Here is a 17,633-nt window from a genome sequence, read left to right on the forward strand (position 1 = left end):
ATCTCTTGTATACCTATAAAATTCCTTTATGCAGCACGGACTATTCATGTTGTTCATGATTATTGTCAGGCGTTACAACTACATTACCCGTTTAAACATTTTTTCCACTTCATACGTTGTAAAATGTATTAGCACTGGACGTCCATGTGGGCAGGTAAATGGATTGTCGGCATTGCGTAAATCTTGCAGTAACATATCCATTTGCTCTTTCGTTAAATAATGATTAGCCTTAATCGATTTTTTACAGCTCATCATAATCGCTGCCGCCTCACGTAATTTTTTGACGTCTGCCTTTTTAGTTGTCAGTACCTGTTCAATTAAATCCTCAATAATTTCTTGTTCTTCTCCCTTAGGAAACCAGCTAGGATGCTCTCTCACTACAAATGAAGCCTGTCCAAATTCCTCTAAAAATACGCCAACAGCTTCTAACTCTTGTCTGTTTTCTCGTAATATAAGAGCCTCGTCAGCAGCATAATGGAAAGTCAATGGAAGCAATAAAGCCTGACGCTCATTTGGGTTCACCTGACCGACCTTTTCACGGAAAAATTCATATTTAATACGTTCCTGAGCAGCGTGCTGATCAATTAAATAAAAGCCATCCTCCATTTGTGCAACAATATACGTGCCGTGAATTTGCCCTACTACTTCAAGCGCAGGAAATGGTTCTTTAGCTGATTCATCCTCTAGAATTTCCACTGGTTCCTCTAGCTTCACTTCATTAGGAAGATTCACTTCTTTAATAGGATTCACTTCCATCACCGGTGTCGGTTGCCAGCTTTCTTCAACCGCAGTAGGAACGGATTCAGGTTGTGGCACTATAGGATCTAAAGTGTTCGATTCCTGAACAGTTTGCACATCATAAAGTTTTTCTACAATTGCATTCATTTTATCCACATTAAGCTTTGGTGCAGGTTTCCAAATATTTAACTGCTCCGTCGCAGGCTTTACCACTTTCTCTTTCTTTTCCATAAGCGGTACTCGAATAACATTGCGGATTTTCTCTCGTATAGTTTCCTCAATTAGCTTAAGAAGCTCGGGCTCCTTACTTAAACGTATTTGATGTTTGGCAGGATGAACATTGACATCTGTTAAATAAGGATCACCCTCTATATAGAGCGCTACAATTGGAAAACGTTCAATGGGCAAATACGTATGATACGCATCTACAATCGCTTTTTGGACCAAATAATGCTTCACCCAGCGACCATTTACAAACAATGACATATAGTTTTTCGAAGCACGAGTCACCTCTGGTAGTGTTACGAAGCCAGAAATTTTATAATCATGTGACTCTCCATTGAATGCCACCATTTTTTTCGCATTATGCACACCGTAAATGGCAGCTAATACTTGCTGTACGTCTCCTCGTCCATTTGTTTGTAACAATTGCTGGCCGTTATGCAATAATCTAAACGCAATTTGCGGATTTCCGAGTGCAAGACGGTTCATCAGATCAATTGTATGTCCAAGCTCGGTCTGTATTGTTTTCATATATTTTAATCGAGCGGGTGTATTGAAAAATAACTGTGCTACTGTAATATCTGTTCCCTTACGTAAAGGGCCAGGTTTATGTGTAGCAATATGCCCACCCTCAAGCTCTAAATACGTACCTGATTCACCATTAGATGTAATAAGTGTCATTTTCGACACTGATGCAATGGAAGCTAAGGCCTCACCACGGAAGCCAAGGGTACGAATCCGAAATAAATCGTGTTCTTGATGAATTTTACTTGTCGCATGGCGAGAGAATGATATTAATGCATCCTCTTCATCCATACCACTACCATTATCAATTATTTGAATTGAAGTGAGGCCCGCTTCTAGTAAAAAGACATCAATGGACGTACTTCCTGCATCAATGGCATTTTCAACAAGCTCTTTTACTACAGAGGCCGGTCTTTCAACTACTTCCCCTGCCGCGATTTTATTGGACAGCCACTCGTCCATAATTTGTATTTTTCCCATAGCGCATCACTCCTTTACTTTTTTGCGTTTACTAGTTGCTGCTGTAATTCGTATAAAATATTCATTGCTTGCATAGGTGAAGTGCCCAGAATATTTACTTTTTCAAGGTTTTTAAGCACCTCTGTCTCTGCTGGAGAGATTGGTTCTTCCTCCGTAAATAGAGACATTTGCATTGGCTTTTCCACAACTTCTTGTACCACTGTTACTTCGTTTCCGGCATCGTTTCCAGCCTCGAAGTTTTCAAGTAGCACTTGTGCTCTTGTTAAAATTTCCTCTGGCAATTGTGCAAGCTGTGCTACATGAATTCCGTAAGATTTATCGGCAGCCCCCTTTTTCACCTTATGCAAAAAGACAACTGTGCCATTTTTTTCAGTAGCAGATACGTGTACATTTTGCAGTCGAGGAAGTTCCTTTTCAAGTGCCGTTAATTCATGATAGTGAGTTGAAAACAGTGTATTTGCCCCAATTTTATCGTGGATGTATTCCATCATCGATTGAGCAAGACTCATACCATCATAAGTAGATGTCCCACGTCCAATTTCATCAAACAGCATTAAACTATTTTTTGTAGCATGCGTAATCGCGTGCTGAGATTCTAACATCTCCACCATAAATGTTGATTGTCCCGCAGCTAAATCATCCGCCGCACCGATGCGTGTAAAGATCTGATCTGTAATTGGTAATCTAGCTTTCTCTGCAGGTACATAACAGCCCATTTGTGCCATAACAACAATTAGTGCAACTTGACGCATATACGTACTTTTACCGGACATATTAGGACCTGTAATAAGCATCATATTGTTATTTTCCTCAAGTACACAATCGTTTGGTACATACATTTGTTTATTGAGCATTTTCTCAACAACCGGATGACGCCCTTCAATAATTTCTAGTGAACGTCCACCATGAAACTCAGGCTTCGTAAAACGGTATTTCTCTGAAACACTTGTAAAGCTTAATAGTACATCTAACTCACTAATGCTTGCCGCTAACGCTTGGACACGTGGAATAAACGCCTTTAATTCATCACGAATTTCCACAAATAAGTTATACTCTAACGTTAAACTTTCTTCCTCAGCATTTAAAATTAACGCTTCTTTTTCTTTAAGCTCCTGAGTAATATAACGCTCGGCATTGGCCAAAGTTTGCTTACGTTCATAGCGTGTTAAATCTGCTAAATGGATATTAGATTTTGTAATTTCAATATAGTAACCGAAAATTCGATTGTAGCCTATTTTTAAGTTTTTAATGCCTGTTTTCGCCCGTTCCTCTTGCTCGAGCTGTGCAATCCAATCCTTCCCATTACGAGAAGCATAGCGAAGTTCATCTAAGCGCTCATTATAGCCATCGCGAATGACATCACCCTCTTTAATCGTAATTGGTGGATTGTCTGTAATAGCACGAGCTAATAGTGCCTCTACATCCGCACACGTATCAAGCGCTGCGCCTAGCTTTTGCATCGTTTCTTTATTGGTACTAAGTAATTGCTGCTGAATTGCAGGTACTTGACGTAATGAATCACGTAGCTGTGCTAAATCTCGTCCACCAACATTACCAAAAGCTACACGTCCAGCTAAACGCTCTAAATCATATACTTGTTTTAAAGAGGCTTGGAGTTCCGTTCTTACAAAATATTCTTCCAATAAATCAGTGACAGTTGCTAGTCTTTCTTCAATGGCAGCACGTGAAGCAAGGGGTTGATGTAGCCATTGCTTTAACTTGCGCCCTCCCATTGCAGTCACAGTGTCATCTAACAACCATAAAAGTGTGCCCTTTTGATCGCCACCGCGAATAGATTGAATTAGCTCTAAATTACGCTTAGAGCTAGAGTCAATACGTAAATAATTTTTCATTTCATTGTACGTAAATGTTTGAATATGTGATAAAGAACGCATTTGTGTTTTATCGATATAAGCTAGCAAACGTTGGCAAGCAATTCGTAAATCATTTGGCACCGCCTCTAAATAATGTGCAGCTTTCTCTAATGTCATTTCATCTGTTTCAATTGAAAGGACAATACCTGCATTTACTGCATGCTCTGCTAATAGAAGCTGCAAACTTTCCGTTACAATTAATTCACGAATACCGTATGCCTGCATTTGCATTAAAAGTGCTTTTCCATCGCCCTCAATTGAAGAGACTACTGCTTCACCTGTAGATAAATCTAAATAGGCGTAGCCAAATGTTGTATCGTCGAATTGCTCCGCAGCACCAATAAAATGATTGGATTTACCTTCGAGCGACTTACCTTCCATGATCGTACCAGGTGTAATAAGCTGCACGACTTCACGCTTCACTACACCCTTTGCTTGCTTTGGATCTTCTGTTTGCTCACAAATCGCAACCTTATAACCCTTTTGCACAAGCGTTTCAATGTAATTTTTTGCCGAATGATGCGGAATGCCACACATTGGAATACGCTCTTTTGCACCCGCATCTCGGCTCGTTAATGTAATTTCTAAAAGTTGAGAGGCATTAATAGCGTCCTCAAAAAACATCTCGTAAAAGTCGCCTAATCTAAAAAATAAAAAGGCATCCTTGTAATCTTCCTTTACCTGCAAATACTGTTGCATCATTGGTGTATATGTTGTCATTTTAAAAATTCCCTCGCTCTAACCATATAGATATTTTTATTATAACAAAAGATACATGCGAAACGCTTAATTCACCTTTTTTTAAGATGCTAGCGCTTCGCATGTATAAAATCTTTAGTGCTATCTTGTTCTTTCATCAGGAAACGATGAAGACTCTAAAACATACCTGCCTTCTTCACTAGAGCTAGACGATGAGCTGGAACTGGAGCTAGATGATGAAGATGAGCTTTCTTCATAGTTCCATTCCTCTTCGAAATCTAGTGGATGTACACTAATGCAAATTGTCGTTTCTCCCATTACCTCTACAACCACTTCACGTTCTACTACGATTTCAAACTTCGTACCACACGGAGAGATGATTGCCTCTATGCAGTTTGGCTCTTGAATGACACGTACACGAACATCATCACCAACACTCACGTCGCCTTCTCTAAATGAAAGCTTCACTTTGTCTTTATAGTGCACCGTTTCAGAAAACACCGCTGTTTTCGAATGACTACTATAGGCATACCATACATTAACATCAAATTTCCCTGATACTTCTACAAATTTACCGACTTTTTTCGCGGAGCAAGTATGATTGATGACCCAGCACCCTAGAATACTCGTCGGCTTATTTGATGGACTTAATGTTACACGTTCTTCCGTTCTCTTCTTCCCTTTGGCAACTACTGCTCTCGTCACGATTTGTCGTAAACGTTTCAGCGCAATTCCTCCTTTGACTCTTTTCACTCCATCATATGCAGGTAGCGCCCATTGGGTGAACATATATTTTTGGAGAATATATTTACTGACTTTTTATATCCTATGTTGTCTAAATACGCTATTCCCCACAAATATTGAAGAGGATTAATCAATTATGCCTCGGCATAATTGCGTCCGGAATCGGCTTTGCGCTTAGACCTGCAAATGTTTTTTGTGCGAAAGCGTAGTGCTAACGCAGCGGCAGCAACAGATGTTTTTTGCGCGAAAGCGTAGCGACATCAGCAAATGTTTTTTGTGCGAAAGCGAAGCGGCAGCAAAAGGGTTTCATCTGCTCGAAAGCGAAGCAGCAGCGGCAACAACACGAGGTTGGTCACTCAGGTGTTTTCACAGGATGTGAAGTTTTTAGCCCGAGTTCCTCGATTTCAGTGGATGTCTTTTGTGCCGAAAGCGTAGCGACAGGTACGAATGTTTGAACACCCTCTGAAAGTAGTTAAACATAAAAATAGCCCGAATGCTGTCATTCGAGCTATTACTTCTATTATTTTATGAGCAGCTGCCTGGTCTTGTATTTGCTACTTGCGAGCCAGTTTCTCCATAAAGTAAATCCCCACCAGTTGAACGAATAATCTCATTTGTAACATTGTTAGCAATTGTGTTCGAAACTAATTGCAATAAATCATTTACATCACCTTGAGATTCTTTAAATTGTTGAACCACTGGGATTGCGTTGATTTCTTCTTCGATTTTTTCGATTTTATCTTCAATTAATTTAAGCGCTTTTTCTTTTCCTAAGTGTTGGAAGTTAACAGCTTGTTTTTGTAGGCTTTTTAGACTTGCAATACGTTCACGTACTAATTGATTTTCATTAATTTGTGCTTCAGCCTTTTTGAAAAATTCAACTTCTGGCGTATTGGCAATCATATGCGCAATTTCGTGTGACTTCTTGATTAAATCATCTTTTGTATATAATACTTGTGACATTTACGCTTCCACCTTTTCATTTTTTACTATTTCTACGAACTCACCACTTAGTGAATAAGAAGTAGCCTCAACTATTTTTACCTTCACTAATTGACCAATTAAATCTGCTGGCGCTTTAAAGTTTACAAGACGATTTTTACGAGTATAGCCAGCTAACACATCATCACGTTTTTTACTTGTACCTTCGACTAAGACTTCTACTATTTCGCCCTTCAAGCCCTCTAATGCTTTGCGAGAGTATTCCCCTACAACCTCATTTAAACGGTGAAGACGTTCTTTTTTCACTTCTTCAGGTACATTATCGACCATTTTGGCAGCAGGTGTACCCTCACGAGGAGAATAAATATAAGTAAAGGCCATTTCAAAGCCTACTTCACGGTACAAGGATAATGTCTCCTCAAATTGTTCCTCTGTCTCATTAGGATAGCCTACGATAATATCAGTCGTTAGTGTTACTTCCGGAATAGCCGCTTTAATTTTCGCTACTAAACCAAGGAAATGCTCACGTGTATACTTACGCGCCATAATTTTTAGCACATCATTTGAACCAGATTGTACTGGTAAATGAATATGTTCAACTAAGTTACCACGTTGTGCAAGTACTTCGATTAAATGATCATCGAAGTCTCGTGGATGACTCGTTGTAAAACGAATACGTGGAATATCAATTTTTCGTAATTCATCCATTAAATCACCAAGTCGATATTCAATATCCTCAAAATCCTTACCGTAAGCGTTGACATTTTGCCCCAATAACATAATTTCTTTATAGCCCGCAGCCGCTAGTTCACGAACCTCAGCAATAATTTCCTCTGGACGGCGACTACGCTCCTTACCACGCGTATAAGGTACGATACAATACGTACAGAATTTATCACAGCCGTACATAATATTTACCCAAGCTTTGATGGAACCAAGACGTTTTTTCGGCAGATTCTCAATAACATCGCCTTCTTTAGACCAAACCTCAATGACCATTTCCTTAGACATATATGCTTCTTTTAAAATGTTCGGTAAACGGTGAATATTATGTGTACCAAACACCATATCGACATGCGGATAACTTCTTAAAATTTTATTTACAACGGATTCTTCCTGTGACATACAGCCACAAACCCCGATCAGCATTTCTGGATTTTTACGTTTATATTTTAGTAGGAAGCCCAGTTCTCCAAATACTTTGTTTTCTGCATTTTCACGGATAGCACACGTATTCAGTAGCACTACATCAGCTTCATCAATCACATCTGTAGGCGTATAACCTAGCTGCATAAAAATCCCAGCCATAACTTCCGTATCATGCTCATTCATTTGGCAGCCATACGTACGAATATAGAAAGTACGCCCCGTACCCATACCTGCAAATTCTTCTGCAATGTTAAAGTCCTTATGGTACTTAACTTCTTCTTTCCCACGTTTTTTAGCATCTTTTAATGAAGGAGCCGTAAAGACCGTTTCAAAATATTTACTATAATCCTTTTCAGGCTTGTCTTCTTTTTTTGGTTGATTGACTTGTTGATTTGCTAAGCGTTGTTCTTCATTCATCGCAATCAGGTAACTCCTTTCAAACGAATTCCATACATTTGAATTCCCATTTTCCTATTATACTTAATAATTGCAACATCCTACAAGGTTTGCGTACTAAATGTCGTGGTTTAGACTTAATTACGGCTCATTACCAAAACGTATTGTTGATTTCCGTTCCGGCTGGGCCCTTTGTTGTTGTTGTTGCTGTCGCTTCGCTTTCGCACAGTTAAAACATTTGTTGCTGTCGCTTCGCTTTCGCACAGTTAAAACATTTGTTGCTGTCGCTTCGCTTTCACACAGAGCAAAGCTTCCTTGGGGCGTCCGACGAGCCCCAAGGAGTCGCCCAGCCTCCACTCCAATCAACTTATAAACAAAACATACGTCTTAACAAACGTCATCTACAACTTTTGGTGATGAGCTTTAATTACTCTTAACTACCTTAATTCCCCCAAAAAAAATAGGACACCTATGATACGATTCTGTATCATAGGTGCCTGCACTTGGCCTTGACCTTATTTGTAGTACTTTTTATATTTGAGATTCAAATAATAATTATATAGTTTTAGCATCGTCCATCGTTTTACGTTCATATCTTCTCTAAAATATAAGGAATTCGAATATTTGCCCTTTTTAATTAATCGCTTGGCTTCTATTTTCAGTTTTTCATTTTTTAAACCTTTAAATAGCATCCTTTTTGGAATAAGTGACCACAAATGCTTTGTTTGTACATACGTTAGCTTTTGATTTACATTGAATACATAATCATTAGCGACATACTGCATTAAATTATGACCACTCGCTGTCACGAAATAGCTAGAAGCTCCAGATCGTAAGTTCATTTCAAATATTTTATATTCCCCGTCGCGAACATCTAGTTTCATGTCAAAATTTGCAAATCCATTATAGCCGATGTCCTCTAAAAAATAACGTATTTTGTCCATTAGCTGTTCATCGAAATCAGTCATAATCGCCAAAGAATTGCCAATATTTTGTGGTGAAGGATCTTCAAGAAGCTTATTACCTAAACACATCAATTTAGCCTTCTTATCCTTCCCTACGTAAACATCTAATACACGAATATACGAATCATCGCCTGGAATAAATTCTTGAAAAATTAAAGAATCTTTATACGTAGAGCTATATATATTTTTTATAATCTGTTGCTGCTCTTCTTCATTTTTTACGAGAAATACTTTTTTCTTCCCAGGAAAGGAACAACTCGTATATTCGACTGCATTCGATGGTTTAATAATTATCGGATAATCGAATGGAACATCACTTATTGCATGATGTTCCTTTGTCACTACCACTGTTTTTGGGTATTTAATATTATATATTTCACAGCACTTATAAAACTCTTCCTTTGTTCGAATCCGATCCATTAAATCTTCATCTATATATGGCAAAATAAAATATTGTTGTAGCGACTGTTTATTGATAATGATAAGCTCTGCGTAGTAACAATTACTTGCAAGTAAAATCAATTTCTTATTTTTGAACTGCATCGCGATGTCGATTAAAGCTTGTACAAAATAAGCTGGTTCATCTAAACGGTCCACAGATTGAAAGTCGATGATTTGACTATTTTGAGTTGCCATTCCTCGGGCCCCACCTAATAAGAGCGATCGAATGTTTTTTGTTTTCAAAGCTGGTTCTAATACAAGGCTTTTAATACGATATGCTTCGTAAAAGGAGCGGGCTACCCCATATGCACTGTGACCCGATTGTATGATAACTGGCAAAAAGGTTTGATCTTCTGTTATTGTCAATTTTACTCGCCTCTCATTAAAAAATGAATTTAATCATTTGTATGCGATTTTTCTTGTACTTATGTAACTAATACTAATAAATTAATTAAAGGCACTGACACAAAAATGAACTCCACATTTTTGTGTCAATGCCTTTATATTTATGAACCACAGTATGCTATATCTTTATTAATTTTCTCATACGCTGTTCAAAGCCGACAATCGATTGAACACCTAGGCTCTTAAGCAAATTTACATTGTCAAATGTATACTTACCTAAATCGTCTGGGAAATGCGCATCTGAGGAAACTGTAAAGGATACATCGTGTTTAATTAAAATTTGTAAGAAACGGGGGCCTGGGCACATTTCCTTTACTGGATAGCGATAATATAAGCCGGCATTTATTTCAGTGACAGTTTGTGTTGTCACAAGTGCCTTTGCAATTCTTTCATACCAAGAGTCAAGAAAAGCTGTGTTCTTCACTTGATAGTCAAACACTTTAAAGTTGTCTAAATGCGCCACAAAGTCAAACATATTCGAGAGGATCATTTTTTCTACTGTAGCAAAAAATTGGGCAAAGTTTTCCTGTAAAGTTGCGTCGTCCATGTCCTCAAATATGTATTGAGTTTGAGGGTTATCAAAACCCCAGCCATCCACAAAATGGACAGATCCGATAACATAATCCCATGGATATCCTTCTAATAATGAAGTTAATTCTTCCTCACCACCGACAAAATAATCTGCCTCGATACCAAGCTTCAAGGAAATACCATGACGACTCCATTTTTCTTTTGCTTGATTAATAGCTGACACAAAATCATCCATACTTTCCGTCATCACACTATCAAGCCAGTAACGCTGAGCTCTCCCAACTTCATTGTTATCTAACTGCATATAACGCTCAAAATATGCTCGTGTCTCCTTGAAACGATATAGATGGTCGACAATGCCAACCTCGCGTAAACCTAGCTTCTTTGCCTGTTGTAAATATAAATCTAGCCATTCCTCACTATAGCAGCCACTTTGTAATCGCTGTGATAACTGCTTCATTTGCAATTCTATAAATGCTTTAGAACCTTTAGCTGATCCTTCATCTTCATTAAAAAATCTAATTGCTTGAGAAGTACGCTCTAGCCAACGGAATGAATAAGGCCCCTCCTCTAAATGTACATGGTAATCAATCATTCGCTTTTCCCTCCATTGCATACCGTCCACTTTTCCTCATACGCTTGCCATTCCAACGGGCAAGCTATATCACAAAGAATTTCTGAGCACTCTTCAATGTGACATATTTGATAAAAGGACTTACCATTTATTTTAGATGCATCCACTAATAAAAAGTTCATCTTGCTACGGTCAATCATTTTTTTAGAAATTAACGATTCATCCAAATCATAATCGTATACGATACCTTCACTTATACCACCACACGATATAAATGCTTTATCAAAATTCATATTCCCTAATAACTCCAACGTCATAGCGCCTGTTACTGAGGATTGCCTTGGGTTTGTCGTTCCACCAAGTAATATGACTTTTCCAGTCATGCGCCGCTCCTCTATCGCCAAATTAAATTGAACAGCTGCAGCGATAGAATTGGTAACAACGGTTATATCGTCGACTGCCAATAAAAAATCTGCAATATGCACAGTCGTTGTACCTGTATCAACCGCAATTGTATCCCCGTCACATATACATCTAGCTGCTAAACGAGCTATATTGCGCTTTGCCTCCTTTTGCATTTGAAGCTTGCGCAAAAATGCCGGTTCATTTCTAACGTTCGTATACTTAACAGCTCCACCATGTACTCTCGTTAATAAATGTTGTTGCTCTAGCTCATCAAAATCTCTACGAATCGTTTCAGGTGCCACTTGTAATTCTTCTGCAATATTGGCAACAACAATTTTTCCTTCTATCTCTAACTGTTTTAAAATAAATTCAAAACGTTCAATTTTTGCATATGTCATGATAATGCAATCACATCTTCCCTCGCTACATAGCACTCATATCGCTTACCAAGCTCAAACGAATGCCCTCGTTGATGTAGCTGCTCCATCGTAAAGAGACATTCACCCTCTAACGTTGTCCGAATAACATTGCCACTCATTAATGATTGCTTCGCCTCTCCAGTCATACAAACATCCCCCTGTCTCTGATCGAGATGTATAGCTTCTGGTCGAATCGCAAATTTTGAGTATTCTTTTGGCAATGTCTCGCCAATCATTTTCTCAAGGGCTTGACGTGTAAACACATTGTAATGTCCGATAAAATTAGCGATAAATTCACTTTCAGGGCTTGTATAAATTGCAGTAGGTGTTCCACTTTGTGCAATCATCCCATTATTCATAACAAAGATTCTGTCAGAAACAGCCATCGCTTCCTCTTGATCATGCGTAACTAAAATCATCGTTATACCTAGTTTTTGTTGGATAGCTCGTAAATCTGCTTGAAGTTTCTTACGAATTTGGGCATCTAGCGCACTGAGTGGCTCATCTAACAGCAATACTTTTGGACGCACTATTAAAGCTCGCGCAAGGGCAACACGCTGCTGCTGACCACCAGATAATTCTTTCGGATATGCATTTGCTTTTTCACTTAAATGCACAATCTCAAGCATTTCTTGAACACGTTGATCCACTTCAGCAGTATTTACTTTTTGCATGCGTAAACCGAAGGCTACATTTTCTTTCACCGTCATATTCGGAAATAGTGCATATGATTGAAATACCATACCAACTTGACGATCCTTTGGTTGAACACCATTCATATCCTTACCTTCTACGATAATTTTTCCCGCAGATGAATCTGTTAAGCCTGCTAAAATACGTAGAATTGTACTCTTACCACAGCCACTTGGACCTAAAAGAGTTATAAATTCACCTTTTTCAATCTTCATATTTATATTTGATAAAACCGTCGTTAATCCATATTTTTTATGAAGTTCTTCAATAACAATATAACTCATAGATTTGTAGCACCTTTCGATCGTTTCGTTAATGTTGCAATAACGAACGTTAATAAGCCCATTAGAACGATATAAATAAAGACTACTGCACTAGCAATATGTCCACTTGTACTAAGCTTCTTCATTAAATAAATTTGCACAGTCTCAAAGCGAGAACCGACAACTAAATTAATCAGTACAAATTCTCCAAAAAGTACAGAAAACGATAATAATGCACCTGCAAATAAGCCTGGGTAAACAGTAGGTAATAATATTTTAGTAAATGCCTGCAATTTCGATGCTCCCAGTAATTGCGCTGCATCTAAAAGCTGTCGTGCATCTACATTCCGCAAACTATTGCGTGTCCCCTGATAAATGTACGGTAGGATACCGATAACATATGCCCCTAAAACTACTAGAATCATTGGCACACCAAATTTGCTGTAAACACGAATGAGCCCAACTGCTAAAATAATTCCTGGAAATGAATACACCATCACAACAGCCATCTGAATCCATTTTTCGTATTTCGGAAAATACAACACGATCACAAAAATAGCTGGTACGATAACGAGCAATGCAACCATTACAGCCCCACTCGACAATAAAACAGAACGTCCAAACGCCTGGATAAATTCTGCATCTTGAAATAAGGTAGCAAGCCATTTAAATGTTAATCCTTCTGGCAAGATTGTCTTATTCCATTTTGTCGCAAAGGCATAAAGCATTGTTGCAACAACAGGCAGCACTAAATACACCACTAACAGGAGGAAAAATAAATCAGCAAAACCTCTTTTTTTCACTATAACTTCCTCCTTGTTTTTGAAATGCTCCATTCGCTTAATAGCATTGCCGTCACCATCGTTACTGCTAGTATTACGGCAATAGCACTTGCCAGCTCTGGTTGAGCAAAAATATCTCCCTTAATAAGAGAACCAATACGAATGGCCACTAAATTGTAGTTACTGCTAGTTAGCGCATAGGCTGAGGCATACGCACCCATTGCATTGGCAAACAACACGCTAAATGTTCCAACAATCCCCGGAAGCATAACAGGGATCCCAATCTTCATCCAAAACTGCCAAGTAGAAGCTCCAAGTAGTGCTGCTGCGTCCTTCCATTGTTGTTGAATTCCATCATAAATTGGGTATAAAAGCATTAATGCTAACGGTAGCTGAAAATAAATATAAATCAGCAACAAGCCACCCCAGCTATATAGAGAAAATGATGATAATGGGCCGATACCCCATTTATCGAATAGCAATGTAAAGAGCCCGCTATTGCCAAGCAATACGATAAAGGCAAAAGCTAACGGAATACCTGAAAAATTTGATGTTAAGTTTGTCAGTATTAAAATTTTCTCACGCACTGGCTCAGAAAATCTCATAATCGCATAAACTGCAAATAACGTAACGATCAAGGCAATGACAGCCGAAATAACGGACAGTGTAATACTATTTTTAAAGCCTTGTAAAATGTAATCATTCGTTAATACAGATTTATATTGTGCAAGTGTAAAACCATCACTATTTTGAAAGCTTGTGATTAGCATATACAGTAATGGTACTAAGAAAAATAACAAGACAAGTACTAGAAAAGGAGAAAGCCAGGCAACTGTTTGCCGCTTCGAAATCAAAACAATCACTTCTTTCTTTATTTAATAGCGGCCATTTTATTAATTAGAAGGCTCATCACCATAACGTAGGGTTGATTTCCGTTCCGGCTAGCCGCTAATCCCCAAGGAGTCGCCCATAGTTGATAAAAACTGAAATTGTTCCGATAAAATGAGATTTTGTTCCGATAAATTCTAAAATCATTCCGATAAAACGTGATTTTGTTCCGATAAATCTGGATTTTGTTCCGATAAACCTTCAAAGTAATTCATATAAAAATGAATTCTTCACAATAACTGGGGTCAATTTCCGTTTCAGCTGGGCCACTCCGCTTCGCTGCAGGGTATCATTTTTGACACTGATCCCCCAAGGAGTCGCCCAGCCCTCCACTCCAATTACACACCTGATTAAATATTAATAATTAAACCCCTTTTAAAGAATGCATCCCCTCTAATAACAGCGGAACCATTTCATCAGAAGGTTCGATATTCAATAAATGACAGCATAGTGGAGCAATTTGTAGCTGTGATACAACCTCATCCTTAATGCCTGCTTTAACATGATTCGAAATAACAAACATCGGTACGTGGCGATCCTCAGCTGTTGTGCCTCCATGATTACCATCACTCGTCATCCCATGATCAGCTGTCACGATCACTTCATAGCCCTGCGCAAGACATTTTGGAATAAATAAAGATAATAATGCATCCACTGCTAAAACGCGATTTCGATATTGTGCCGAGTCGGCTGTAAATTTATGACCATCATCATCTACATTCATCGGATGAATATATAAGAAATCAGGTTGCTTTTGATCCATTAACCAAGCAGCATCAGCAAATAAATGACTGTCTGGATAGTGATCCTCAAAATAGAACAAGCCATTCTCAATCGGCAATTGAGTATCTAATTGCAGCCTGTCCTCCATATGCATAAATGGTGCACGATTATATAACTCACTTACCCAATGATAGGCAGCAGCTGCAGTCGAAAGACCGTTTTCTTTTGCTATATGAAATAGACTATTTTGCGTGGATAAACGTACTGTCATATTGCTCGTTACTCCATGCACAATGGGTGGTGTCCCCGTTAAAATCGTTTCATATAGAGGCCTTGATAGTGACGGGACCTCTGAGCAAACCTTATAGCGCGCTGCAATTTTACGTTCAACTAAATGGTGCATAAACCCCATATGGGTACAGGCTGTATCAAAACGAAGTGCATCTACGACAATTAAAACAACTTTATTATTTCCCATGAATTAATACCTGCTCCTGATATAGTTGTGGAATTTGCTTTGTTGTTTCTTCCCATTTCTTTTGGTCTTTTACTGGCTGTGCATTTTTGTACATTTCCTCAGGCAATAATAGTTTCTGAACATCTTGAGACAATTGCACTTTGTCACGAATTGGACGAGCATAACCCTTCGCTAAATTTTCTTGCCCCGCATCGGATAAAATGTACTCACGAGCAAGCATTGCTGCATGAGGATTTTTTGCGTATTTATTAATGACCGTTGCATACCCTGATGTTACTGAGCCTTCTGATGGAATGACTACATCAAAGCGTTTCTCATCAATTTGGTGTCGATAGCCAAGTGAATTAAAATCCCATAGGATGGCTACGTCAATTTCGCCTTTTTCTAAATTCGCTACAGTTGGATCTCCTTTTAAACGCCCTTGTTTTGCTAAGTCTGCAAAAAAGTCTATACCTGGTTGAATATTCGATTCATCGCCACCAAATGCCATTGCAGCTGCTAAAATAGCAAACTGTGCTTGATTCGCTGTTAAAGCATCACCAATGCTGACAGTGTAATCTCCGTTTTTAATGTCCTCCCAAGATTTCGGGGCATTTTTGACGTTGTTTTTATCAGTTAAAAATGAAATTGTTCCAGTGTAACCCACGATCCAATGGCCTTCATCATCCTTTGCCCAGTCAGGTATTTCATCCCAATAAGATGTTTTGTACGGTAATGTTAAATCTTTGTCCTTAGCAATCGGCCCAAAGGCAATTCCAACGTCACCAATATCCGCAGTGGCATCCTCCTTTTCGGCCTCGAACTTTGCTAGCTCCTCAGCACTCGACATATCTGTATCCTTATGCTTGAGGCTATACTCAGTACCAAGCTCTTCCCAAGTCTCTACCCAGTTAGCCCAAGTATCTGGCATACCGACAGAATTTACAGTGCCTTCTTCTTTTGCTTTTTTCGTAACCTCTTCAAGTGACAAATCACTTTTCACTTCATTCGAACTAGATGAACCGTCAGAACAAGCCGCCAACATTGAAATTGCTAATGCTCCGATTAGACCTTTCTTCCACAACTTTTGAATTGCCATGAGTTGGAACCTCCATTTGTTTATGTTTGTTTTCATTTGTCTTACAACATTTATGTTAAGAAACAAACATTAAGCAAGTATGGAGGACGTTAAAATATTCAGTAAAAATTATTAAGGTATTATGAAAATCTATGAACAATTATTAATTGAAGGGGGGTCGTAAAAGTTTTAGAGGAAATTAAGAAGGAATCTAGTCCTGTATGCGCACGTTTATATAGCTTTCCAAGACGTGCACACACTCTAGATTAATTTTATAAACCAAGAAAATCTGCATATGTATGCGGCTCGTTCTCCTTTAAAATTGTTAAAAATGTAAAGGCAAGCTGTACAACTGACCACCATCTCATATTGTAGGACATCTCGAAGTGGGCAGGTTCCAATTTAAAAACATCCTGAAAAATATCAAGTGGATCAATTTTTTCATCTTTTAATATTGAGAGAAATCCTAAAAACAACGTATGGTCCTTGACCTCAATCATTTTACCATCAACAAGTGCATCAATATTTTCTGGTTGATGAAAATTACATTGTGTCGCAACATACCTTTCTAAATCTTGAGCACGCTGCCTTTCTTCGCGTTCTCTTTTCTTTGCAATAAAATCAATGACGTTACTCACGTGCATCGCCTCTTCTTTTTTTCTTTTATTGTAGCATTTTTTACAATACGATTGCCCGAACACACTCCCCACTTTTTCCTTTCAAACAAAAACAAAAAGAATGATATTAACAAATTTGTCAAAATCATTCTTCTTTTAAGATATTTATCAAGTGTGTTAATGAACCATTTTTATTAATTAAGGGCTCGCCATCAAAAGCGTGAGGTTGTTTTCGTTCCGGCTGGGTGCTTTGCCGCTGACGCTTCGCTTTCGCGCAGATAAAACATTTGCCGCTGACGCTTCGCTTTCGCGCAGATAAAACATTTGCCGCTGACGCTTCGCTTTCGCGCAGAGCAGAGCTACCTGGTGGCGTCCGATGAGCCGCTTGGGCCAACAGGATGTTGGTCACGAAGGCGTTATCACAGGACGTGATGGTTTTCGCCTTCGTCCCTCTATCGCTGATCCCCAAGGAGTCACCCAGCCTCCACTCCAATCAACTCATATATATGATATATATTTTTTTCCAATGTCATATTAATAAACTTCATTAGAATTCGCTAACAAAATAGAAATATACAAAATAATAAATCTCATTTTGAATAATTTAGTTTTTCTATGCGAAA

At 38.5% G+C, this 17,633-nt stretch carries 15 protein-coding genes; all 15 read right to left on the minus strand.

Annotation, left to right across the window (positions count from 1 at the left end; genetic code table 11):
* Nucleotides 1-78 precede the first annotated feature (78 nt).
* Nucleotides 79-1,965 carry a DNA mismatch repair endonuclease MutL gene (gene mutL, locus JNUCC51_RS05740; protein WP_337991219.1) on the minus strand — a complete coding sequence of 629 codons (1,887 nt, stop codon included), beginning with the start codon at nt 1,963-1,965 and terminating at the stop codon, nt 79-81.
* Nucleotides 1,966-1,979: 14 nt separating this feature from the next.
* Nucleotides 1,980-4,559, minus strand: a complete 2,580-nt coding sequence (gene mutS, locus JNUCC51_RS05745) for a DNA mismatch repair protein MutS (protein ID WP_337991220.1) — start codon at nt 4,557-4,559, stop codon at nt 1,980-1,982.
* A gap of 120 nt (nt 4,560-4,679) precedes the next feature.
* On the minus strand, nt 4,680-5,327 hold the full coding sequence (gene cotE / locus JNUCC51_RS05750; protein WP_337991221.1) for an outer spore coat protein CotE: 648 nt from the start codon (nt 5,325-5,327) through the stop codon (nt 4,680-4,682).
* 480 nt (nt 5,328-5,807) lie between these two features.
* Complete coding sequence (locus JNUCC51_RS05755; RefSeq protein ID WP_100543855.1) at nt 5,808-6,245, minus strand: YlbF/YmcA family competence regulator; 438 nt, start codon at nt 6,243-6,245, stop codon at nt 5,808-5,810.
* Nucleotides 6,246-7,790 carry a tRNA (N6-isopentenyl adenosine(37)-C2)-methylthiotransferase MiaB gene (gene miaB / locus JNUCC51_RS05760; protein WP_100543856.1) on the minus strand — a complete coding sequence of 515 codons (1,545 nt, stop codon included), beginning with the start codon at nt 7,788-7,790 and terminating at the stop codon, nt 6,246-6,248.
* Nucleotides 7,791-8,284: 494 nt separating this feature from the next.
* The gene (locus JNUCC51_RS05765; protein WP_337992190.1) at nt 8,285-9,535 is read right to left on the minus strand and encodes a carboxylate--amine ligase; all 1,251 of its coding nucleotides are present in this window, start codon (nt 9,533-9,535) and stop codon (nt 8,285-8,287) included.
* Nucleotides 9,536-9,698: 163 nt separating this feature from the next.
* The gene (locus tag JNUCC51_RS05770) at nt 9,699-10,706 is read right to left on the minus strand and encodes a histidinol phosphate phosphatase domain-containing protein (RefSeq protein ID WP_337991222.1); all 1,008 of its coding nucleotides are present in this window, start codon (nt 10,704-10,706) and stop codon (nt 9,699-9,701) included.
* Nucleotides 10,703-11,488, minus strand: coding sequence for a DeoR/GlpR family DNA-binding transcription regulator (locus tag JNUCC51_RS05775; RefSeq protein ID WP_337991223.1), 786 nt, complete (start codon nt 11,486-11,488; stop codon nt 10,703-10,705). Before JNUCC51_RS05775 ends, JNUCC51_RS05770 begins: the two co-directional genes overlap by 4 nt.
* Nucleotides 11,485-12,486, minus strand: a complete 1,002-nt coding sequence (locus JNUCC51_RS05780; protein WP_337991224.1) for an ABC transporter ATP-binding protein — start codon at nt 12,484-12,486, stop codon at nt 11,485-11,487. Before JNUCC51_RS05780 ends, JNUCC51_RS05775 begins: the two co-directional genes overlap by 4 nt.
* Nucleotides 12,483-13,268, minus strand: coding sequence for an ABC transporter permease (locus tag JNUCC51_RS05785; RefSeq protein WP_337991225.1), 786 nt, complete (start codon nt 13,266-13,268; stop codon nt 12,483-12,485). Before JNUCC51_RS05785 ends, JNUCC51_RS05780 begins: the two co-directional genes overlap by 4 nt.
* On the minus strand, nt 13,268-14,110 hold the full coding sequence (locus JNUCC51_RS05790; protein WP_198516281.1) for an ABC transporter permease: 843 nt from the start codon (nt 14,108-14,110) through the stop codon (nt 13,268-13,270). Before JNUCC51_RS05790 ends, JNUCC51_RS05785 begins: the two co-directional genes overlap by 1 nt.
* A 389-nt stretch (nt 14,111-14,499) precedes the next feature.
* Nucleotides 14,500-15,336: an alkaline phosphatase family protein gene (locus JNUCC51_RS05795; protein WP_337991226.1), complete on the minus strand. Its 837-nt coding sequence runs from the start codon at nt 15,334-15,336 to the stop codon at nt 14,500-14,502.
* Nucleotides 15,326-16,414 (minus strand): ABC transporter substrate-binding protein, encoded by a 1,089-nt coding sequence (locus tag JNUCC51_RS05800; RefSeq protein ID WP_337991227.1) that lies wholly within the window; start codon nt 16,412-16,414, stop codon nt 15,326-15,328. Before JNUCC51_RS05800 ends, JNUCC51_RS05795 begins: the two co-directional genes overlap by 11 nt.
* A 251-nt stretch (nt 16,415-16,665) precedes the next feature.
* Nucleotides 16,666-17,037: an ELKS/Rab6-interacting/CAST family protein gene (locus JNUCC51_RS05805; protein WP_232733217.1), complete on the minus strand. Its 372-nt coding sequence runs from the start codon at nt 17,035-17,037 to the stop codon at nt 16,666-16,668.
* A 118-nt stretch (nt 17,038-17,155) separates the two neighbouring features.
* Entirely contained in the window at nt 17,156-17,479 is a 324-nt protein-coding gene (locus JNUCC51_RS05810) for a hypothetical protein (protein WP_337991228.1), read from the minus strand.
* Nucleotides 17,480-17,633: the final 154 nt, after the last annotated feature.

It is taken from the genome of Lysinibacillus sp. JNUCC 51, from assembly GCF_015999525.1.
In the GTDB taxonomy this organism is placed as follows: domain Bacteria; phylum Bacillota; class Bacilli; order Bacillales_A; family Planococcaceae; genus Lysinibacillus; species Lysinibacillus xylanilyticus.